24 protein-coding genes and 5 tRNA genes are annotated in these 22,511 nt (G+C 36.0%); 17 read left to right on the top strand and 12 right to left on the bottom strand.

Annotated features, from left to right (window positions below):
- The first annotated feature begins 108 nt into the window (after positions 1–108).
- Positions 109–855, top strand: a complete 747-nt coding sequence (locus F981_RS12420; protein ID WP_004722018.1) for an AzlC family ABC transporter permease — start codon at positions 109–111, stop codon at positions 853–855.
- A complete protein-coding gene (locus tag F981_RS12415; RefSeq protein ID WP_004722017.1) occupies positions 852–1,166 on the top strand; it encodes an AzlD domain-containing protein in 315 nt (104 codons plus the stop codon). Before F981_RS12420 ends, F981_RS12415 begins: the two co-directional genes overlap by 4 nt.
- Before the next feature lie 50 nt (positions 1,167–1,216).
- Here F981_RS12415 and F981_RS12410 read toward each other — a convergent pair whose 3' ends face one another.
- The 11 genes from F981_RS12410 to F981_RS12360 form a co-directional block, all read right to left on the bottom strand.
- Positions 1,217–1,663: an Mpo1 family 2-hydroxy fatty acid dioxygenase gene (locus F981_RS12410; RefSeq protein WP_004722016.1), complete on the bottom strand. Its 447-nt coding sequence runs from the start codon at positions 1,661–1,663 to the stop codon at positions 1,217–1,219.
- Positions 1,664–1,781: 118 nt separating this feature from the next.
- The gene (locus F981_RS12405) at positions 1,782–2,552 is read right to left on the bottom strand and encodes a DUF4850 domain-containing protein (RefSeq protein ID WP_004722015.1); all 771 of its coding nucleotides are present in this window, start codon (positions 2,550–2,552) and stop codon (positions 1,782–1,784) included.
- 29 nt (positions 2,553–2,581) lie between these two features.
- The gene (locus F981_RS12400) at positions 2,582–4,369 is read right to left on the bottom strand and encodes an amidohydrolase (RefSeq protein ID WP_004722014.1); all 1,788 of its coding nucleotides are present in this window, start codon (positions 4,367–4,369) and stop codon (positions 2,582–2,584) included.
- A 187-nt stretch (positions 4,370–4,556) separates the two neighbouring features.
- Positions 4,557–5,720: an MFS transporter gene (locus F981_RS12395; RefSeq protein ID WP_004722013.1), complete on the bottom strand. Its 1,164-nt coding sequence runs from the start codon at positions 5,718–5,720 to the stop codon at positions 4,557–4,559.
- Positions 5,721–5,937: 217 nt separating this feature from the next.
- Entirely contained in the window at positions 5,938–6,549 is a 612-nt protein-coding gene (locus tag F981_RS12390; protein ID WP_004722011.1) for a septal ring lytic transglycosylase RlpA family protein, read from the bottom strand.
- A 285-nt stretch (positions 6,550–6,834) separates the two neighbouring features.
- Positions 6,835–7,836, bottom strand: coding sequence for a lytic murein transglycosylase B (mltB, locus tag F981_RS12385; protein WP_004722009.1), 1,002 nt, complete (start codon positions 7,834–7,836; stop codon positions 6,835–6,837).
- A 33-nt stretch (positions 7,837–7,869) separates the two neighbouring features.
- A complete protein-coding gene (gene rodA / locus F981_RS12380; RefSeq protein WP_004722007.1) occupies positions 7,870–9,012 on the bottom strand; it encodes a rod shape-determining protein RodA in 1,143 nt (380 codons plus the stop codon).
- A 344-nt stretch (positions 9,013–9,356) separates the two neighbouring features.
- A complete protein-coding gene (locus F981_RS12375) occupies positions 9,357–10,007 on the bottom strand; it encodes a hypothetical protein (RefSeq protein WP_004722006.1) in 651 nt (216 codons plus the stop codon).
- A gap of 17 nt (positions 10,008–10,024) precedes the next feature.
- Entirely contained in the window at positions 10,025–10,849 is an 825-nt protein-coding gene (gene queF, locus F981_RS12370; RefSeq protein WP_004722004.1) for an NADPH-dependent 7-cyano-7-deazaguanine reductase QueF, read from the bottom strand.
- Positions 10,849–11,622 (bottom strand): ABC transporter permease, encoded by a 774-nt coding sequence (locus F981_RS12365; protein WP_004722002.1) that lies wholly within the window; start codon positions 11,620–11,622, stop codon positions 10,849–10,851. Before F981_RS12365 ends, queF begins: the two co-directional genes overlap by 1 nt.
- Positions 11,619–12,554, bottom strand: coding sequence for an ABC transporter ATP-binding protein (locus F981_RS12360; protein WP_004722000.1), 936 nt, complete (start codon positions 12,552–12,554; stop codon positions 11,619–11,621). The genes F981_RS12365 and F981_RS12360 overlap by 4 nt, the downstream gene beginning before the upstream one ends.
- 187 nt (positions 12,555–12,741) lie before the next feature.
- Between F981_RS12360 and F981_RS12355 the strand changes: the two genes are divergently transcribed.
- Positions 12,742–12,817 (top strand) — tRNA-Arg (locus tag F981_RS12355).
- Positions 12,818–13,431: 614 nt separating this feature from the next.
- Positions 13,432–14,127 carry a metallophosphoesterase gene (locus tag F981_RS12350; protein WP_004721998.1) on the top strand — a complete coding sequence of 232 codons (696 nt, stop codon included), beginning with the start codon at positions 13,432–13,434 and terminating at the stop codon, positions 14,125–14,127.
- Between the two features lie 258 nt (positions 14,128–14,385).
- Here F981_RS12350 and F981_RS12345 read toward each other — a convergent pair whose 3' ends face one another.
- The gene (locus F981_RS12345) at positions 14,386–14,583 is read right to left on the bottom strand and encodes a hypothetical protein (RefSeq protein WP_035371590.1); all 198 of its coding nucleotides are present in this window, start codon (positions 14,581–14,583) and stop codon (positions 14,386–14,388) included.
- Between the two features lie 180 nt (positions 14,584–14,763).
- On the opposite strand from F981_RS12345, the gene F981_RS12340 reads away from it, so the two are divergent.
- From F981_RS12340 to F981_RS12280, 13 genes are all read left to right on the top strand, one after another.
- Entirely contained in the window at positions 14,764–15,042 is a 279-nt protein-coding gene (locus tag F981_RS12340; protein WP_004721995.1) for a hypothetical protein, read from the top strand.
- Positions 15,043–15,223: 181 nt separating this feature from the next.
- Positions 15,224–15,445, top strand: coding sequence for a hypothetical protein (locus F981_RS12335; protein ID WP_004721994.1), 222 nt, complete (start codon positions 15,224–15,226; stop codon positions 15,443–15,445).
- A gap of 799 nt (positions 15,446–16,244) precedes the next feature.
- Positions 16,245–16,321: transfer RNA gene (locus F981_RS12330), tRNA-Met, on the top strand.
- Between the two features lie 76 nt (positions 16,322–16,397).
- Positions 16,398–16,474, top strand: a tRNA-Met gene (locus F981_RS12325).
- Positions 16,475–16,550: 76 nt separating this feature from the next.
- Positions 16,551–16,627 (top strand) — tRNA-Met (locus F981_RS12320).
- A gap of 207 nt (positions 16,628–16,834) precedes the next feature.
- The gene (locus tag F981_RS12315; RefSeq protein WP_004721993.1) at positions 16,835–17,647 is read left to right on the top strand and encodes a helix-turn-helix domain-containing protein; all 813 of its coding nucleotides are present in this window, start codon (positions 16,835–16,837) and stop codon (positions 17,645–17,647) included.
- 81 nt (positions 17,648–17,728) lie between these two features.
- Positions 17,729–18,568, top strand: a complete 840-nt coding sequence (locus F981_RS12310) for a sterol desaturase family protein (protein ID WP_004721992.1) — start codon at positions 17,729–17,731, stop codon at positions 18,566–18,568.
- 385 nt (positions 18,569–18,953) lie between these two features.
- Complete coding sequence (locus tag F981_RS12305; RefSeq protein ID WP_004721990.1) at positions 18,954–19,169, top strand: cold-shock protein; 216 nt, start codon at positions 18,954–18,956, stop codon at positions 19,167–19,169.
- Between the two features lie 1,204 nt (positions 19,170–20,373).
- A complete protein-coding gene (locus F981_RS12300; protein WP_004721989.1) occupies positions 20,374–20,649 on the top strand; it encodes a hypothetical protein in 276 nt (91 codons plus the stop codon).
- A 185-nt stretch (positions 20,650–20,834) separates the two neighbouring features.
- On the top strand, positions 20,835–21,047 hold the full coding sequence (locus F981_RS12295; protein ID WP_004721987.1) for a hypothetical protein: 213 nt from the start codon (positions 20,835–20,837) through the stop codon (positions 21,045–21,047).
- A gap of 511 nt (positions 21,048–21,558) precedes the next feature.
- Positions 21,559–21,635 (top strand) — tRNA-Met (locus F981_RS12290).
- 247 nt (positions 21,636–21,882) lie between these two features.
- Positions 21,883–22,260 (top strand): hypothetical protein, encoded by a 378-nt coding sequence (locus tag F981_RS12285; protein ID WP_004721983.1) that lies wholly within the window; start codon positions 21,883–21,885, stop codon positions 22,258–22,260.
- A complete protein-coding gene (locus F981_RS12280; protein ID WP_004721981.1) occupies positions 22,257–22,469 on the top strand; it encodes a helix-turn-helix transcriptional regulator in 213 nt (70 codons plus the stop codon). Before F981_RS12285 ends, F981_RS12280 begins: the two co-directional genes overlap by 4 nt.
- The last annotated feature ends 42 nt before the right edge of the window (positions 22,470–22,511 follow it).

Here is a 22,511-nt window from a genome sequence, read left to right as displayed (position 1 = left end):
AAATAACCATTTAAACGCTCACAGCCCCTCACCAAATAGCAATTTCATCCAAGCGATCACTGAGCATTTATAAGATACTGATTAAATTCTTAGATTTGGATTTTGCAAATGAGTGATCAATTTGAATCTTATACTACCGAGATTGAGCCGAAGTCTAAGCAAAATAAAAAGGCTTTTTTCCAAGGTGTGGTCGATATTTTACCTTTATCTATCGCCGTACTGCCTTGGGGTATTCTGGCTGGCTCAATGGCAATCAATGCTGGATTAAGCTTTGCACAAGCATTCTCAATGTCCGCTGTTGTATTTGCAGGTGCAGCACAGTTGGTGAGTTTAGGTTTAGTCATGTCACATGCATCTGCCTTGACGATTATGATTACGGTATTTTTCTTAACCAGTCAGCATTTAATTTATGCGCTTAATTTTCGTCAAGATGTCAGTCGTTTTCCGTTTAAGCAACGCATATTAATTGGCTTCTTGCTGACAGATGAACTGTTTGCTGTCGGCATTGGCAAAGATAAGCAGCGCAGCTTTGCTTATTTGTTTGGTGCTGGGTTGTGTTTTTATTTGGCTTGGTGCCTATTTAGTGTGTTAGGAATTGTACTGGCTAAATCAATTCCAAATTTAGAAAGCTTACATTTAGATTTTTCAATTGTTGCAGTATTTATTTTGATTATTGTGCCTATGGTGAAAAATAGCGCAACTTTGGTAGGCGTCATGTGTACTTTGCTATCTGCCTGTATTTTTAAATATTTTCAATTTGAAGGGGGCATTGTGCTATCCGGGATTTTGGGGATGTTTAGTGCGATGTGTACGGCAAAGATCGTTGGAGTAAAAAACATAGGCGTAGCAAAATGACATGGGCTTTATTGTTAACTTTGGCAGGCATTGTATTGATTAACCGTTACTTTTTCTTGGAACCTAAAATCGCCCTGAAATTACCTCGTGTGATTGGAAATATGTTGCAGTATTCAGCACCATGTTTACTGACTGCAATTTGTGCACCAATTGTATTTTTTAATGGAGATCAATTCCGTGCATTGCCTTTGGATGCCTATTTTTTAACAGCAGTGATCTGTGTTGTTTTAGCACTTATTTCTAAGAAAATTCTAGTCAATTTAGCTTTAAGTTTATTGTGCTTTTACGGATTATTTTATCTGTTAAATTGAAAAAAATGGAGGGAAAAGCCGAATTGGATTTTCCCTCTGGTTTATTTGCGCTAAAAAGCCAGTTTCTGGCGTGTTTTCCATTTGGGTAGTACTTTACCAAGATAGGCATCCATACACCATACAGGGCCAATGAGGAGGAATTGAAGGTCTTTAAAGAAAGAAGGCTTTTTACCCTCGACTTTGTGACCATAAAATTGACCAATCCAAGCCAAAATAAACACCCCAATATAGAAACCAACACCAACAGGAAGTAAGTAAATGATCCATGCCATGACTGCAATTAATGCGGTCATTGCTACAGCAAGAACAATATCCAAACGGGCATAGAAAACGAGGGTAAGAACCAGAAGCAGTGCGGTAAGCAAAGCACTAAAATGTGCAAGAATCCCAATGATGGCAAATAAAATCGCGGGGACACAAGCCCAATGGATGGCTTTATTGGTTTTGTTTTGATGACTTTCGCTATATTCATCAAACCATTCGGTGATTGTTTTCATTTGGCGCTCCATGCGTGTGGTTGGCTATATTTATTTTTGCTGAAAACAATATAAATCAGAATAATGTTTTGGTCAAAATACTGGCTTTAAATAAAACCAAGTGCTGGTCAGGGGGATTTCAATGTGTTGCCTGATAGAAATTTAAAATATCACGTGCCCAGCTTTGGTGTTCTGGTTTAACTGTGACTTTGATTTCCTGAAAATTGGTGACATCGTTGCCATCACTTTCATCGGCATAATAGGCGATCCCATGTGTTTTGTTGGGATAGTTGGGAATTTGATAGCTAAAATACACTTTATTTTTATTGGCTTTGACAATGTTTAACAGGTGGTTTTTATCTTCAATGGCTCCAAATTCATTGTCTAAACTAAGTTTTCTCACATTGGGGAAATATAAACTTGCGCTATGCATGGCACAGCCAGCACACGCGGATGAATTATAAATGGTGATGGCTTCATCTTTTTTACGGCTTGCCAGCACAGCATACGCAACGCCAGAAGGTCCCATATCTGTGCTGATCACTTGCCATGATAGGGGGACAAGTACAGGACCAATACCGGGCAGTAAGATGATTTTAAAGTTTTTTGCTTGAGTCGCAGATAATTTATAACTGAACTGACATTTTACTTGTTGGGTATTGTTGATCTTACAGACGGCATCATCTTTGTAGAATCCTGTATCGTTAAAAGGATTAGGAATTGCTGCAATATAGGTATCCACTGTTACATTATTGCTGAGTGTGGCTGCGGGAAGTTGTTCAAGTTGGTGTTGTGGGTGAGGTGCTTGGTTGGTTTTTAGATCAGGAAAAGTGGCTTTGAAAATAGCGATATTTCCATAAGCAAAACCACTTAGGCCCAATAGTATGATTAAAAATTTCGAATTAAGCATGTCCTATCCCGACTATCCCTTACTGATCCTTATTGGGGACTTTGATAAATCAATTGACCTTCTTTATAGGTTGCCAATATTTTGATGTCTTTAATCTTTTGAGTGGGCACTTTTAATGGGTCTTGATCTATCACTACAAGATCCGCCAATTTGCCTTTTTCTAAGGTACCTTTGTCTTTTTCTTCAAAGTATTGGTATGCGGCCCAATCTGTGACTGATTTTAATGCAATATAAGGATTGACTTTTTGATCCTCACCTAATACATCTCCAGAACGGGTGGTACGATTGACGGTTGCATCAATCACCATCATATTTTTAGGAGGGATGACTGGAGCATCATGGTGCTCAGTAAAAATCATATTTTTTCTTAATGCAGAACCTGTAGGGGAAATTCGGTTTGCACGTTCTGCACCGAGTGTTTCGTGTTTATGCCAATCGCCCCAGTAATAAGTATGTAATGAGAAGAACGAAGGAATAAGCTCTAATTTCTTGGCTTGATCTAATTGATCCTCACGCATGGTTTGTGCATGAATAATTACATTGCGGCGATCTGCTTGGCCATATTGTGCGTTGGCTGTCTCAATAGTTGCGAGATATTGGTCAATTGCAGCATCACCATTGGCATGTGCAAGAATTTGCCAATGATTCTTATAAGCCAGATTAATTGCATCTTGAACCATTTTTGTATCTGGATAGGCTGGATAACCACGATAGTCTTTAGGTTTTCCCTCTGGTGGGATGAAGTAAGGCTGCGTTAGCCATGCGGTTTTGCCTTGTGGGGAGCCATCTAGACTGATTTTAACCCCACCAATTCTAAAATGATTTTGATAATTGAGACTACTGCCATTTTTCAGCATGTATTCTTTTTCATTGATGATATCTTGATAAACCACGACATCAATATTCAATTGATTGATGGCCGCAAAACTTCGCCATAATTCAGCTGTACCATGATCAGCACGACCTTCTTGTACAGTGGTATAGCCATTTTTGATATAGGTATTCAGTGCTGTTTTTGCCATATTTTGCATGATTTCAGGTGGAACTTTACTAAATGCAGTTGCCATTGCTGAAAAAACAGCAGCTTCTTCAAGTACACCATTTGGCTCTTGAGAATTTGCTTTACGGCGAATAATACCGCCAGTTGGATTTGGGGTATTTTTATTGATGTTTAAAAGTTCAAGAGCCTTATGATTGACAGAGGCTAAGTGTCCTGACTGATGTAAAACAATAATTGGGTGATTGGTGGAAACCAAGTCTAAATCATCTGCTGTAGGATGTCGTTTTTCTTTAATTTGGGCGTCATCATAACCATTTCCAATAATCCAGCCTGAGGTTGCTTTGATAAAGTCAGGATTGTTTTGTTGCCATAGTGAAAGTTCATGAATCAATGATGCAATATCTGAAACATTACCATCGGGCGTAGGGTAGAGATTTGCCACAGTTTGCTGTAGACCTACACTATTTAAATGGCTATGTGCATCAATAAAACCAGGCAGCAGGGTATGACTGTTTAAGTTAATCTCTTGGGTATTTTTTTGTTTTAATTTTTGCGCTTGTTTTAAATCGCCTGCAAAGACAATTCTTCCATCCTTGACCACTAGCGCTTCGACATAATGGGGTGACATGCCTTGCATGGTTAAAATTGAGCCACCGTAAAATAGCGTGTTTGTTTGCGTTAATGTTGCAAGATCAGCGGTTGTATTCGTGTTTGTTGGAGATACTGTGGTACATGCGCTAAGCGAGCCAAGGCCAATTACGCAGATGATGGGTGCAATTGCACGAACAAGTTTTGATGGGCTACTGATTTGAAACATGAATAATCCCCAAATTTGTTTTATTAAATATTGCTCAAAACAGATGAATTGAATTGTTTATTTTATTCAAACTAGCAAAGATTTTGACCTGCGTATAGGTTTGATATGTGTTTAAAAAATGATAAGTGTTTTTACATTTAAGTAATGATCTCGATTCATCCTAAACGATTTTTTATTTATATACAGCCTAAATAAATCTTTTTCTAAAATAAATCACAGATAACAGTGCCAGTGCTAAACCAATAAATGAGGGACCATAACCGATAGGAGCAGCAAGTAAGCCAATAATCACAGCTCCTGCTACAGCCCCACCATAATTAAAAATATTCACACGTGCGATAATTTCATCGCGACGATTTTCATCTAGACGACCTGCTGCTGAAAATGTCAGCGGGACTAATGCACCTACCGCAACACCAGCCAGTGCAAAACCAGCAATGACAATCGCCAATGAATGTCCTAAGCCAGCTATGGCGCAGCCTGTTGCACCAATCAGCGTTGTGATGAAGGCAACCCATGCAGCGCTTTTAAATTTTAAGAGATAATCCAGACTTAAACGTGTGAGTAAAATACCCATTTGGTAAGCGGCATAACCCAATGGGGCGACTGTGGCTGAGCTTGCTAAAATATCTTTAAGATAAATTGAACTCCAAGTGCTGATTGCTGAATCGACAGTAAAGGCGATTAGAATGATCACACCAAAAATAAGCAATTGTTTATGCGGAATTAGTGATCGTTGTTGATGGGGTAGGGCAGCATTTTCTTTTTGTTGAAATAACCACCGTTTTGACACTTGCGATGTAATCAAACACATCATGACAGCAATGCACAATGCCGCTGTTGCCCCAAGTGTGGTTGAGACTGTCGCGGACATGATTAACGCACCAAGGAACGCAGCAGCGGTATAACAGGCAAAGAAACCGCCTAAGGCGCTTTTTCCAAGTTTTTGTTCCATCATGACAGCTTGCATATTCAATGCCGCATCTAAACATCCAAGTCCAAGCCCATAAAGTAAAAAACTAGCGACCATGATCATGGCACTGGAACTAAATGCTGCAATTGCAATACCGATGGCTTCAAATAGCAAGCCGATAACAATAGCCAGCCTTGAACCTAGTTTTACAGCGAGTCGATCTGCCAAAATAGAACCCAGTGCTGCTGCAATACAGACGCCAAGGATAATAATCGACAGTTGATCATCTGAAAGTCTGAATCGACTTTTAATTGTGGGAAGCGCAGTCATGACGCTGGCATAACCCAAGCCTTGCGTGGCAAAACCAAGTGCGATTACTTTTTGGGTTTTGCTGAGGGGTGTATGCGCGAAGTTTGGCGTTTTGCTGTTCACGTCCATGCATGGCTCACTTTTTTACTTTTAGAATTTAAACTTCGGTTTTCGTTTTCTGTTTAGTGATACATCCTGTATCGACTCGCATTTTATTTTATCTGGAATGCATTGAAAGAAAAGGGGCATAACTGGAAAGTTAAGGGGGCAATTCGGACATCTGTATTTTTATTTTTGCAATAAAAAAGCCACTGGAAAGTGGCTTTTGTTAAATGCATGCAGTGATTTACGAGTTTGGACCATCTACGCGTTCAATATTAACGCGTGCTGTTCCTGAATTTGTAATACCTAAACGCTTAGCAGCGCCGTAAGAGAGGTCAAGTACACGGTTACCATGGAAAGGACCACGATCGTTGACTTTAACCACTACGCTTTTACCATTGTCTTTATTGGTTACACGAATAAAGCAGTTTAATGGCAAGCTACGGTGTGCAGCAGTCAAATCATTCATATCGAATGTATCACCGCTTGCGGTTTTACGGCCGTGGAACTGACGACCGTACCAAGATGCAACACCAGTTTGGCTAAATTTGCGAACTGTGTTTGAAGCAACTTCATTAAGTTTATCAATTACTGAAGGCTCATCTTCAGGAACTTGAATCTTTGCTGCAATAGTTTGACGACGGACTTGATCGCCAGAACGTTCAGTAATTGACAAACTGTTTAGGTTTGAAAAATGAGAGTTGAAATTTGTTGAATCTTTGCTAATCACACGAGAAGCTAGACTCGAACTATCCGAATCATTGTTTAAGTATGATGACTGAACCATTTCTGAGTTGACCTGCGTCATACTCAGACCCATGGTCAGGGCCATCATATATTTTAGTGAAGCATGCATCGTTTAACTCCTTGGAACCTCAATTTTAATTTTCTAAGTCGCTGAAAATTAACCATAGAGGTCTGTAAATTCACTTGTGCAACTGCATTTAACGGAAAGGATAATATTCAAGCTGGAATAAATGTGTCTAGCATTATTTAAGAAACAGTTACAAAAAGGACAAATTCTTACAGGTTTTGATTAAAAAATAACCAATATTGTAACAAGGTATGAAAAAAGTATTAAATGTGATCAAATTAACATAAAAAAATCTTGACTTATTTGTTGTTTAGGAAATTGCAAGTCTTAACGACTTACAATTTCGGTGCCTAAAAGCCATAAAGCAGTGGCATACATACGACTTCTATTATATGTCGTAATCACTTGAAAATTAGGATAAGTAATATAATAAATAGGGCCATTGCTGTCCTGTAATTGAATCACATTAACCAAATCCAAGTCATCAATTTTGACGATTGGATTTAATGGAGAAATCCCTAAATTTTTAAGTGATCCATAGGGAACAGGCTGAGTTAAATCTTTTGCAATAATCGCTTCAGGATTGTTCCCTGTATAACGCGCTAAAAACGCAATAGGGCGATCACGCTGCCAGCCATGTTGAGCCAGATAGTTGGCAATTGAACCAATCGCATCGACCGCAGAGTTACGTAAGTCAACATGACCATTTCCATCGTAGTCCACGCCAAATTTAGACACATTACTTGGCATAAATTGCGGATAACCTACTGCACCTGCATAAGACCCAACAATCGAATTGGTTGGAACGCCATCTTTATATGACCATGCAATTAAAGCACCCAACTCATCTTGGAAATACTGCGCACGGCGGGGATAACCAAAACCGAGGGTTGCAAGTGCATCACGGGTGATAAAGGAGCCCTTATTTGAACCATAACCTGTTTCGACCCCTAGAATGCCTAGGATGATTGCTTGAGGCACCCCAAACTGCTGTTCTGCGCGATTTAGCGTATCTGCATATTGTTGTTTAAAACGCACACCACGTTGGATGGTGCCTTCAGCTAGAAAATTAGTTTTGTACTGATACCAAGGCTTACTTTCACCTGGTCGTTCCATAATGCTGATGATATTGGGTAAATTGCGTGAGCCATTCATAGCCCAATCAATTTGTTCGCTACTTAAACCATAGGTTTGCATGGTTTTGGCTTTAAAATTATTGTATTCAGGGTTGCTGGCAAAATCATTGGCTTGGCAGAAACTGGTCAGTGAAAATGCAGCTGCACAAAAAGTGATGTTTTTAACCTTCTGTAAAAGCCCAAAAGTAAACATAGGTTATATTTCCTAATTATTTATGATAAAAAATTAACGATGTGTATGTATAGACATCACAATGCCAAAAGTGGCCATTAAAGTAATAATTGCAGTACCACCATAACTCATAAAAGGTAATGGCACACCGACTACAGGTAAAATACCACTGACCATGCCCGCATTTACAAATACATAAACAAAAAATGACAAAGCAAAAGTACCGGCTACAAGTCGACCAAAATTATGGAAGCATTGTAAACTCATTTGAAAGGTTCTAAAGATAATACAAAAATAAATGATGATTAGAAGTAGGATACCAATCAGACCGAATTCTTCAGAAAATGCGGCAATAATAAAGTCAGTATGGCCTTCAGGTAAAAAATGTAAGTGCGATTGAGTGCCTTCCAAATAACCTTTACCCATAAAGCCACCCGAACCAATCGCTGTTTTAGACTGAATGATGTTCCAGCCTGTGCCTAGGGCATCGGCTTCTGGATTAAATAAAGTTAAAACACGTTGTCGTTGATAATCATGTAGTAGAAATTCCCAAGCGACTGGAATCACTACAGCAACAGCACTCACTGCACCTAAAATCATTTTCCAAGAAAGACCACTCAGAAACAGCACAAAAATCCCACTGGCCAAGATGAGCAGTGATGTGCCTAAATCGGGTTGTTCTGCAATCAGGATAAAAGGAATGCCGATCATGATCAGTGATAAAAAGACATTTTTAAAACTAGGCGGTAGAGGATTACGAGATAAAAACCATGCAATCATCAATGGCATCCCAATTTTTAAAAACTCACTGGGTTGTACGCTGCCAAAACCCGGAATCCCAATCCAGCGTTGGGCACCCATACGAACCTCACCAAACACTTTAACTGCGACTAAGCAGACCAGTCCAAACAGATAAAAGTAAGGTGCAAAAGCTTGATAAACTTTAGGGGGAATTTGGGCTAAACCACACATGACAAGAAAACCGATACCAAAGCTCATGGCTTGTTTGGAAACCAGCCCCATATCTTGTGCAGACGCACTATAAAGGACGGTTAAACCGAGCATCGCGTTTAAAATTAGGAATAAGCTCAACCAAGGGTCAATATGGAGTTTTTGCCAGCGTGAGGGGATCATGGCAGTACTCAGACCATCACGAGGAGATTGACGTAAAAATTTATATTGAGAGCTTGGTGCCATTGGTCTATTTTGTGCGGGAAATGTGTTTTGCGCATGCTATCACAATCCCCCTCGAAGGCAATGAATATCAATACTTTGCAACAAAATTATGAGCTGAATTTTGTGATTATTTTAAGGTTGAAATATTTAAATTAGAAAATAGTGGGTTAAATAGATTGAATTAAATGGTTTTGAATTTGAATAGGTTTTAGATAGATCAAGGAATAGCGTTTTATCATGATTTTAAGTTTATGAATTTAATGGTTAATTATTATCCTTAAAAGCATAGCTCAGTAACTTTATAAAAAATGCCCTTACAAAGAAGGGCATTTTTTATATTTAAAAATCCAATCGAATTTTAACGATCAATTAAAAAATAAAGTATCGTAATATTCTGCAACAGCTGTGATTTCATCTTTATTTAAATTTGGAATCAACTTATCAATTGCCATATGCACTGCTTTGCCTACAGCAGACGCGCCAATATCCGCAGCTTTACGTTTGATCATACCCAAGTCGAGCGTTTTATTAAAATCACGCATAAAATGATTAATCGTCGCATCTGAGAATTGTTTGAATTGTTCAGACAATACAGCGCGATTAACATCACCATTTGCTTGAACTTCAGCAAAGCTATTTTTAAGATTGGTGACTAAACTTGATTCTAAATTCACACCGACACGGAATTGACCTTGTGGATCTTTAAATAGACTACGTTCTGAAAACTCTACAGACTGACGAACCACATCATTGTCTGCTTTACTTAATAATTGTTTAAGTAACACAGCAACAGTCGATTTGACATAGCCTGCTAATTTTTCAGCAGTATCTCGTTTGTCACTTGCAGGGAAGCGACGAACAAGTTCAATCAAAAGCGTATCAATAATTTCTTCATTAATGAGTAAGGCAGTTTGATCACGTAAAGGATAAAGTGGTTCGTTAGAGTTTTTTTTCTCAATACCGGTCTGAATGTTCTTTAATAGTTCTTCAGAAGGTACAAAACCAAAAAAAGGCATGTTTTCAACCTCAATGTTTATTGTCGCGCCAATCGAATTGGGCTTGGCATCCATGATTCATCAGATACACGACATGGGTTAATATCTAAACCACCACGACGTGTATATGTTGCATACACCATCAGCTTTTCAGGTTTTAAATTTTGCCAAATATCGGCAAAGATTTGTTCCACACATTGTTCGTGAAAACCGTTATGCTGACGATACGAGATAATATAAGCTAAAATACTACGATAACAAGGTTTTTTACCTTGGTATCGGATAAAAACAGTGCCCCAATCAGGTTGTCCAGTCACAGGGCAATTGCTTCTCAATAAGTGTGAATACAGTTGAATTTCAACGCTTTCGCCGTGTTGTGTATTTTGTTGATCAAAGGCCAAAAGGCTTGCATCTGGATGATTGACCAGCTGGTCAGGTTCTTGATCATCAATACAAATACCGGTTGGTTTGGTAATGTCTAAATCATCAACTTGAAATAAAGTTAGAGTCACTGCTGCTTGTGCAGCAGCAGATAAGTCTTTTTCAACGGTACCGATAAAAGCTTGATGAGAATCAAACTGGGTAAAGTTCATACTATTAAAGTAGAGCTTTAACGACTTCGATTCAATCAAATTTGGTGATGTTGCTGGGAGTGCAATACGCCCAATGGCAACTTGCGGGATCCCTTTGCTATTGAGCCAAGAAATTTCGAATACATGCCACCAATCTTGACCTTTATATATACCCGTTACATCCGCATATTGCTCCCGTGCTTGTGCACGAGCGATTGGGAAAAGAACTTCGGGTTGATAGGTAGTTGGGTAATCGGTTTCTTTACCCAATAAAGATTTTTCAACAGACATTATTCACGCATTCCTGAACCACGAGAAAGTAAATAGTAAGCAATCATATACAGTACGCCACAGAAAAGGGTCACGATAAGTAAAGACAATGAAACATTGACATCACTATGACCTAAAATTCCGAAACGGAAAGCATTGACCATATATACAATCGGGTTAATTAAAGAAAGATTTTGCCAAAATGGACTTAAAGCACTAATCGAGTAAAATACACCGCCTAAGTAGGTGAGGGGTGTTAATACAAAGGTTGGGATAATCGAAATATCATCAAACGATTTTGCATATACAGCATTGATAAAACCGCCTAAAGAAAACAATAACGAGGTAATAATTACGGTATATATCGTGACGAAAATATTATGTATATAAAGGTCAGTAAAAAACAAACTCATTGCAGTGACAATTGCCCCAACAAGAACGCCACGGGCAACACCACCAATCACATAACCACATAAGACCATATGTAATGGAACTGGACTCATGATCAGTTCTTCGATACTTTTTTGGAATTTAGCACTAAAGAAACTTGAAGATACGTTGGCATAACTGTTTGTAATTACCGCCATCATGATAAGACCCGGCACGATGAATTGCATATAGCTAAATCCACCCATTTGCCCAATACGAGAACCGACCAAATTACCAAAAATCACAAAGTACAAGCTCATGGTAATCGCAGGCGGTAATAAGGTCTGCGGCCAAATTCGCATAAAGCGGCGGATTTCTTTTTGAACTAATGTATAGAGTGCAATACGTAGTTGAGTAAAATTCATTCTGCAACTCCTTCAAGATTTTTCTCAACCAGTTTCACAAATAACTCTTCAAGACGATTTGATTTATTGCGCATACTGCGAACACGAATGCCTTGCGCTTCTAAAAGCTGGAATAAATCATTTAAAGAATGCGCTTTATCCATCGTGACTTCTAAGGTCATGGGGTCAATCAGATTAAATTTCACACCAATGATATCAATCATGATTGGTTCAATCGGATTTTCTAAATCGAAAATAAAAGATTCTTCACTCAATTGGTTTAAGAATGCTTTCATTGATGTATCTTCTTTGATAACACCACGGTCAATAATCGCAATCTGACGACAAAGCATTTCTGCTTCTTCTAAGTAGTGTGTGGTTAAAATGATCGAGGTGCCTTTTTCATTCATTTCTGTAAGAAAATCCCACATTGAACGGCGTAACTCAATGTCTACACCTGCAGTGGGTTCATCTAAAATCAAAAGTTTAGGTTCATGCATCATGGCTCGCGCAATCATTAAACGGCGTTTCATACCACCAGACAACATGCGCCCCTGAGTATTACGCTTATCCCATAAACCTAATTTTTCTAAATATTCTTCAGCACGTTGTTGTGCAATTTTAGGCGGAATACCGTAATAACCCGCTTGAGTGACTAAGATGTCGAAGATTTTTTCAAATTGACCGAAGTTAAATTCTTGAGGAACGACACCTAGACATTGTTTTGCATGTGAAGGGTGGGTATCTAAATCATGACCAAAAATTTCCACAGTACCTGAGGTTTTCCGTGCCAAGGAACTGATAATACTGATTGTTGTCGATTTACCAGCGCCATTTGGTCCTAAAAGTGCATAAAACTCTCCTTCTGGAACAGTCAAATTGATTCCTTTGAGTGCTTGGAATCCATTTCTATAGGTTTTAGATAAATCTCTTAACGTCAGAGCATCAGTCATGAAATTCTCACTTGGTTTATGGAGTGTGTATTGTGAGCGATCTTTTTAAATAAACCAAGTAAGTTAGAAGGAATTCTGCATTGCAAATATGCAACATTGTTTAAAGCATGAGCATCAATCAAAAGAGTTGTTTTATAAATGCTTTACCTCGCGGTTTTTTTTGTTATGATGTGCCATCTCAATTTAAGCGCCCATAGCTTAACTGGATAGAGTACAGGTTTCCGAAGCCTGTGGAGTGGGTTCGAGTCCCGCTGGGCGTACCATCTTGCTGTTCCAATTTGTCTCAATAACACCTATATTAAAGACATTGATAGAATTTATTGTCTCAGTTCATCGTATGATGTATGTCCACTGCTCAATTTTTTAACGGTACTTTATACGGTATACCGCAAAATCCAATAAAAATGTACCCTCAAAATGGCTAAACTCGTTGTAAGTCTCACAGACTCAAAAATAAAAGCTTAAATTTCGACTCATAAGAAAAATCTAGAAAGTTAAAAATGATGGCGGTGGCTATACCTTTATAGATGGCTTAATTAGAAGATATTGTTATTTTGACTATATAACAATAAGACTTATCAAAAAGCATGCAATTCTAAGCATTCATATTTCCCCAAACTAACGCTACTGGTGATGTAAAGCATTCAAAATAGGTCTGATTCATTTCCAGCCAATGTATTTTTAAAGCTGTTAAAAGCCTGCTTAATCTCAAGCAAATGGGTTATTACTGAAAATAAAAATTGATGTATAGCTCATATTAATTAGCCAAAGCTATGCAAACAAAATTATTCATACATCAATGCGGTGTACAACAAAACAATTATACAGATTGGACATTGCAGTAAATGGTTGAAAATCCGCTTAAGAGGACAGCGTCATGAACTTAGTCAAAATTTGGAATAAGACAATCAAAGGTAAGCTCTACGTAGTTGGCGATATTCATGGTTGTTACGACTTGCTGATGAGTCGCTTGATTGAGATAGGCTTTAACTTTGAAAACGATTTATTGGTTGCTGTTGGTGATCTGGTTGATCGTGGTATTCAAAATATTGAGTGTGTGAATTTAATCGATCAACTTTGGTTTACTTCAATTCGAGGGAATCATGAGGACTTATGTATTAAAGGTTTGTTTAATGAGTCCTTTCGCCGTTGCCATATCGCCAATGGGGGAGAGTGGTTTTACGATTTGGATGCTCAAACTCAACATAAAATTATAAACAAATTTAAGCAACTACCGATTGCACTTGAAATAACACATAACAATCGTAAGTTTGGCTTTGTACATGGGCATATTGAGCAAAATGATTGGGAGTTGTTTAAGCATAATCTTGATGATTTTGATGCTATCAGATATGCAATTGAAGCTAAGCGATTCCCTACGGACGCTGCAATGTGGGGTAGAGAACGCTTTGATTTAGAGAATCTGAAATATACTAAAGTTCAAGGTGTGGATATGGTCATCATGGGGCATACCGTCACAAAAATGCCTATCAAGCGAGATAATTGCTACTACATTGATACAGGTGCAGTGTATTGGGGTAGCATGACAATTTTAGACTTGAGTAAGGTTTAAGAGGGATTAGAATCAACATCCCCATGAAAGTTATGAATTGATCAATATAAGCCATTGATGGGGGACTATTTGTAATTTTGAAAATTGAAAAAATATAAAAGTAATTTGAACACTAAAAAGAGAACTGATCTTTTGGAAATGCTTTAAATAGAGTTGCTTTGTTGGTGAAGTTTTTATAGCCAACCACTCGATAAGATCGATCCTAAAAAGCATAAATTAGCAGCCAAATATAAGCTACTAAAGAAAAACAAGTGTTCATTAAATCACTTGTAATGCTTTGATTGAAAATGTATTTATAAGTTTTTTATTTTCTTTTCTACCTTTATATTGAGTATTTTTCACCAATTGAAAGCAAGCTATAGCACTTGTTATATATTGCCACTGACAAATAAAATCAAACCCTAGTAAAATAGTAGGTATTCCTTTTATCACCGAATCATCGGTTTTTGCCTGCATTCTTTCCCCAAAGATGCAGGTTTTTTTTGCCTTAGTGTTTAAATTATTTATAGCATAGCCTTAGTGGACTATTTTTTAATAAAATCCTTAAGCGGTTAAGGATTTAGAATTTTGCTCAAAGTTCATAAAATAGAGCTGAATGCGGTAGTATAGTGATTAACGACAAGAGTAATCATTACGATGAATGAAACCTTTACATATTTGTATACCCACGTGGGTATATTTGGGTCCTTACCTACACATAAAGTGTTTACAAGTGATAAGAGTGATAAAACAAAATTAATTTTTGCTGATAATACATTTGTTTACAGTTTGATTTCTTCTTGGACTTTAAGTAACTCGGATTTTGATAGTGGAAAAGCGACATGGAAAGAAGAACCAGCAGATTATTTGGAAAATGAAATAAAAAAATTAGCGATTTATAAAGCAAATCATCCCTTATTTATCACTGAATCATAAGTTTATGTAGTGACTAGAGTTAAGTCACCGATGTTTTAAGGATTGATGAAAGATATAGCAAAATATTGAAGAATGCCTTACAAAGATATGAGGCATTTTTGATCGCTTAATTTTTCTTAATTCGCCAAAAAAATGTCATAAATGAGTGCTATATTGAATAAAACAATTGAGGGCAGCCAACATGGGTATTAATCTAAAAGAACTCAATAAGCAAATTGATGATTTTAAAGAAATTAAGGATCCACAAAGATTAATTATAGGTTATAAAACTTATTCTAAATTAATGAAAGAGAATAAGTTTTTAGATAAAATCAGCAAAGATGCAAATGACCCAATGATTAGATATTATAAAGAGATAAAGATAAAAATAGTCACAGAAAAGCATTTTTTTGAGATTGAGTAGATGATTAAGCAATATAAGTTGAAATAGGTTGTAAATAATGAAGTTTATGGTGAGGCGCTTAAAGCGTCTTTTTTACGCCAAAAATTGCTATATATAGTTAAACTATAATGCTCTAAAAGATATTTATAAGGTAAGAGGTATTTATAAGGAGGAGAGTAGATGTAATTATCATAAAATGTTTTACTATTTATGCTCATTGTAGCGTCTTAGATTTTAAAGTGATTTATTTATATTCATGTTAATGATTGAAAAATTCACGTTATTAGTGTATAAAAAAGCAACAACAATAAAATAAGGGTGATTACATGATATCTAAATCTATAAACATCGCATTCTTCTTTTCTATGTTTATTGTTCTTACTTTGCTTATACATTTATTTGGTAATATCCCTTCTGGGGTATGGGTGTATAAGTAAATACAAATGGATCTAAAAGCTCATCAAAAGGTGGGCTTTTATGAGTTTTGATGTGTTGAAATATATTGAAAATAAATTTCCTATCATGCTACTGATCTTTATGTTGATAGGTGCTTAAGGATATTTTTTTTATTTAGCAACTTGGATCATGGCATAGAGATTAGCGATGTTTGGTGTTTAATATGATGTTGTGGATTTAACGAAAGAGATTCAATCTAATCAATCCGAAATTTTCTGTTTCTGTATTTATCTAAGCACACTTGAAAACAATGCATAAAGTATAAATATTGTGTGAATAGGATAATTAAGTGGATCTTTTAGGTATATATATTGAATAAAGGTTGTATTACTTGCCTTTAAGGCGTATAAAGTCACTTCGTTGATGCGGGATGGAGCAGTCTGGTAGCTCGTCGGGCTCATAACCCGAAGGTCGTTGGTTCAAATCCAGCTCCCGCTACCAATTTAATTAAGATGCAACTTAATTAAAGATCATCTAAGTTGAAAAATTGAGATGATCTGTGAATTTGCAGAGTTGATGCGGGATGGAGCAGTCTGGTAGCTCGTCGGGCTCATAACCCGAAGGTCGTTGGTTCAAATCCAGCTCCCGCTACCAATTTAATTAAGATGCAACTTAATTAAAGATCATCTAAGTTGAAAAATTGAGATGATCTGTGAATTTGCAGAGTTGATGCGGGATGGAGCAGTCTGGTAGCTCGTCGGGCTCATAACCCGAAGGTCGTTGGTTCAAATCCAGCTCCCGCTACCAACGAAAAAGATTCAAAGTTTATAGCCTAGTTTGCTTCATGCTTACTAGGTTTTTTTATGCTTAAAATTTATTGGATTGAATTTAAGCGCTTTAGAATAGCAAAGATATAAAAAGCGCACTCAATCAATCTGCTTATTTATGCTGGGTATTTGAAGATAAGTAGAATAGTGTTATTTAATGAGTTTTCACTTTTAGCTTAAGTATTCTATGGCTCAATCTAATCTATATAACTTACCTGCTAAATATTGGATGGGCAGAATAGCAATTGGATATGGCATTGGCTATTTTGAGGGAGCTGTTGGTGATAACTCTCCACATCGTCATCACGCACATCAGTTAAGCTTTGCAAAACAACAGGGAGAGAGGATTCAAGTTATTGCTGATGATTATTGTATATGGAGTAGTGGGGTCTATATCGCAGCAAATACTTTACATCATTTGCAACCAGGGACTTACTGTTCGATCTATATTGATCAAACACATTTTCTTGCTGATGTCATTCAGCATTATTTACAAGCTTACCAACAACCAGACTCGTCGATTACAATATTGCCTGAAAGTTTGGTGACGATTCTTAGAGCATGTTTTATAGAACAAAATCAAACATTTGAATCTTTCCAAAAGCTTTTAAGTTATTGCAGTGAATCTAATTTCAAAGCTCAGTCAGTTAGAGAAGAGCGTCTTGCAAAATTTCTTATTCTCAACCATCAACAGAATTTGACAGTGAAACAAATCGCCACACAATTCAATCTTTCAGAAAGTCGTTTTAGTCATTGGTTTAGTGACAATTTTGGTATTTCTTATCGTAGTTATCGGAAATGGTTACGCTTATTACAAAGCTTTCAAGCCATAGATCAGGATATTAATTTAACCAGCATGGCTCATCAATCTCATTTTTCTGATCAGGCGCATTTTAGTCGAACCTGCAAACAAATGTTTGGCATTCAACCTTCACTATTAAAATTTATTCCATCCATTGAGCAAATGCCAATATTGCTAATGTCGGATCAAAAGCTATAGGAGATATAGCGGTTTCGTTCAATTTTTATATCCAGCCAGTCAGCATACTCCTAAAACGTATTCTGTTGATTGGAGTTATAAATGAGCGCTTTTGTTAAAATATCTCTGCGATATTTATTTTATCCACTTTATATGCTGTTAACCGTATGGATGGTTACGCTCATCGTCTCTGAGCAAATTCCGTATTGGCCAAGTTCAATATTCTTCATCTTGCTAAGTGGCGTAGTGATTGCATGGGTTGAGTATTATTTGCCTTATCAAGCAAAATGGTTGGATACACATCAAGATTTTGTTACAGATATCATCCATGCAATTTTTAATTTATTTTTGATTGTTTCTGTTGCAAAAATTATCGAATGGTTTGATCTTTTTCAATTTATTCCACGGTTATGGCCTGACCAAATTTCGGTATTTTGGCAGATATTGATTATTGCTGTGATGATTGATTTTGGACTATGGTTCATGCATTACCTAAGCCACAAGTATCGATTTTTATGGAAATTACATGCGATTCACCATCAATCACGCCGTTTATATTGGTTAAATGCTGAAAAGAGGCATCCACTGAGTGCAATCGTACTTGCTGGACCTAGTTTGATCATCTTAGCGCTTTTGGGTGCTCCAAGTGTGCTGATAGGGTGTTGGATGATATTTATGGCCGTGCATTTGTTTTTTCAACATGCAAATATTGATTATCGTGTTGGTCCGTTCAAATATATTTTTGCTGTAGCTGAAGTACATCGCATCCATCATAAACATGGATTTGGTCGTAAGAATTTTGGAGAAGTGTTTATATTTTGGGATATTCTGTTTGGGAGTTTTTACTATGAAGATCAAAAAATTAAAGATGATCAAGTTGGTGTGCGTAGTCAAATACCCAACCAATATTTGGCTCAACTCCGCTGGCCATTTAAAAAGTAACCCTAAAATAAGCATAAGAAAAATTGATGTATGGAACATTGGTATTTTTTTCTTCTGAAATAGAAAGTTAATTGGCTTTCTATCAATGATCGAAAAAGGTAAGTTATTTGAGAAAGCTCTCACATGAGAGCTGTTCTAAATAGATAAGCCATTCTTTATCCATAAAAAAGTTAAATATGTATAAGAAGGCTTGATTATTTATTTTTTTCCTGTAAAGTAAAGCCAACTAGAAAAAAGTCATGTTTTGGTAAATCTTCTCTAAGTATCGCAGTTTTAGTCATAATCCTTCGTTTTATTCAGATTTTAAGTTCAATTCTTTATTATTTTCGACGTTATCACTAGTCATAAAATGACTTAAAATTTTTAAATCTCAGTAGGATTGATTATGTCAAACTCAAATGTTGTTAAAGGTACAGTTAAATGGTTCAACGAAACTAAAGGTTTCGGTTTCATTCAACAAGAATCAGGTCCAGACGTTTTTGCTCATTTCAGCGAAATCGCTAACTCTGGCTTTAAAACTCTTGCTGAAGGTCAACAAGTTGAATTCAGTATCACTCAAGGTCCTAAAGGTCCTAACGCTGTAAACATTACTCCGCTATAATTCAGAGTAAGTTGTAAAAAAAGCACGATATCGTGCTTTTTTTTAACTCTAAATTTTTATCTTAATTCATATTTATACATTTCAATTATTTCTATAACTTTTTCTATATTCTTATTAAAACACTGGACCTATTTAAAAGATCCATCATTCGCCTATCAGCAAAAAATTAAGCAGATCTAATCAATTGCTGTATAAATCAAGCCTTTTATATTCTGAATCGTGTATGGATGCTGTCCTATCTCTAGATCAATAAACAAAAAAGAAACCCGCATCATGCAGGTTAGTAGGGCCTTTCTTTATTGTCTATAGACCACTCTCTCCAATGGTCACGGATACTATACATCTGTTCTTTAATAATAAAAACGCAGTAAAATAGTCGAGATAAATGTATAGGTTTTTTTTTCTTTCAATGTGTTTGATAAATTACAATAATTTGAATCATCAAATAGAATCTAGCATATTTCAGTTTTATGCCATACTTTCAAATGGTTTAATTAAAAAATATTTAAAATCAATTATGTACGATTTAATTTTTTGTCCTTCTTTGTGCGTAGTATTGGCTGGTGTTTTTTATTGTTTTTATAGAGGGCTTTATCTGTGAGCATATGAAGTCTCGATCATTGAGTGAATAAATTCTTATATTTGTATTTTTGTGAAATTAAATAGCCGATGAATGGTATTGAAAGTGAGACTTATGTTCTGTAAATTAAGTTTATCTAAACATATATCACAAGTTTATATACCCACTTACTCTATCGGTGGGTATTTTTTTATACAGGCAATGAAAGGGTTGACGATAATTTAATTTTAAAGTAAATTTAAATTGTTATTTTACTAATAATAAATAACAAAAATCCTTAGTCAGCGCAAAATTAAGGTAAAGCCTTACAGAAATGTAGGGCTTTTTTTATCAGATAAGCGCAAGTTTAGAATAAAACCATTTTTGAGGTTGATGATTGGCATACATACCAGAGTGGAAATTGGTTTTTAAAACAGCTTTGCAACTACCGAAGGAGGGGACTGTTTAATTGTATTCAAGTAAATGGGTGTGATTGCTGAAGTATCAATAGTGATGCATTTGCAGTGATAGAAGCCAAAAGCTAGCGTACATCTGAACGAACTTAAGCATGGATTATTTTTATTGATATGACAAGTAAAAATGAATTTGTTAAATTAAGTAAATGATACAAAGGATGGTAATGTGATGAAAAAATTAATTTTAGCTGGGAAGCTGGTTGAGGCAACCTTAGAGGGTGACCATGTCACAAGATTACTCATCGGAAATTTAGTCGGTTTTCTGATAAAAAATGGAACAGTGAATTATGAAGACTATTTTCAATTTACCCAACAAACAAAAAAATACTTGATTGAAACTTCTGAGGATACCAGTGAATCCAAAGTAAAAATGATTGAAAGCATTTTTGATCTTCATCTTGATGATTTAAAGGAGATAAAAGCAATAGATCCTCAAAAAACCTGAGTAGCATCAAGAAGCAATCTTTTTGATAAGCACTTAAAATGTAAGTAAATAAAAATTTTTATAATAATTTACTGTTTTTGCAGTATATTGAATTGCGTTTGATGTACAAGCATAAATTTAATAATCATTGAATGTTTTGGTTAACAGTTTTAGCTGTTTTTTATTTAATTTTTAAGGTGTTTTTTATGAATAAACTCGACATAAATGTAAAGGATCAATTTGGAAAGTGTTACGCAGTTGAGGCAACATTAGATGATGTTGTGATAAATCCAAATAAAACTCATGAACGTATCAAATATATTATTGTTGAAAATGAACTTTTGCGTCCTAACTTCGAAATGCTTTTTGAAAGCAGCAAGAATGGTAAAATTTATAAGATTTTGGAACCTATGATTTAAATCGAGCCACCTACGGGTGGTTTTTTAATTGCTTAAATTTATATAGAGACTAAGGCAAATCTTCGCTGTTTATTTGAACATTGTATTGCAGCACGCTTTGGCTAATTTTTGTTACATAGTTTAATTTAATTAATAAATAAAGGCTGATATACTTTTTATTGAATTGTTGTGCGACTCACACATCATTCATGCGCCTCCAAAAAATAAGCCCACTTTTTAGTGGGCTTTCTAATGCTATATCAATGACTGGTTTAATTAAATTGTTATTTGGGTAAGAGCTAAAGATGCCTTGATGAGGGTAAAAGTATAATAGATCGCTATCGAAATATTAGGTTTTTAATCTTAAGTAAAAGGTTAAACCGTTGTGTTTTGAAGTTAAAAGAGCATACGATAATCAGTCAACAATGAATGCTTTTAGCATGTTCTGGATGCCCATCAATAATTCTTTTAAACATATATAGAATAAAGGTTGTATTCCTTGTCTTTAAGGCGTATAAAGGTGCTTCGTTGATGCGGGATGGAGCAGTCTGGTAGCTCGTCGGGCTCATAACCCGAAGGTCGTTGGTTCAAATCCAGCTCCCGCTACCAACGAAAAGAGATTCAAAGTTTATAGCCTAGTTTGCTTCATGCTTACTAGGTTTTTTTTATGCTTTTAAATAAGTTAGCTTTAGAAATTTAAAATTAAAGAGTAGATAAATGCTGTGAAAAAATGACAATTGTAAGAGGGTTGTGAGATCAATCTCTAAGGCAAAACAAAAATAACATGTAAAGCATGCTTTACACTGCGTGGTATTTGAGCTAAATTTATGTAAAGTTTACTTTACACAGGTGCCTTATGAAAAAATATAGATCTCTGATTGAGTTTAGTGCATCAATACTGCTTTATATTGTTGTACTTATCTTTTCATTAAATTATTTAAAGAGTGAAAATATCCGTTATTCAACACAAATTTTTGTGACATTATTGCCTATAATTCCCTGTATTTTAGTGGGCTGGAGTGTGCTCAGACAATTAGCTCGCTTAGATGAAATGCAACAACATATCCAATTACAAGCTTTTGCGCTCGCATTCGTAGGTACCGCACTGATTACATTTAGCTATGGATTTCTTGAAAATGTTGGCTTTCCACATCTTTCTATGTTTTTTGTATGGCCTTTAATGGCAACATTGTGGGGTGTTGGTATTGCAATTGGGAGCTGGCGTTATCGATGAAAAATATCTTATCTGAATTAAGAACGAAACAAGGCTGGTCTCAGCAGCAATTAGCAGAATATTTGGGTGTTTCGCGGCAGACAATTAATGCAATTGAAAAAGAACGTTATGATCCTAGTCTGCCTTTGGCATTTAAAATTTCTAAATTATTTGGCTTATCAATTGAAGCAATTTTTAAAGATGAAGAAAACTATAATCAAACCATCTAATTATTCATACAATTACATGAAAAAATGAGTGTTTGATTATAA

Source organism: Acinetobacter guillouiae CIP 63.46 (assembly GCF_000368145.1).
Classification (GTDB): Bacteria; Pseudomonadota; Gammaproteobacteria; order Pseudomonadales; family Moraxellaceae; genus Acinetobacter; species Acinetobacter guillouiae.
The sequence above is the reverse complement of the archived record's forward strand: the minus strand, read 5'-3'. Positions and strand labels throughout refer to the sequence as shown.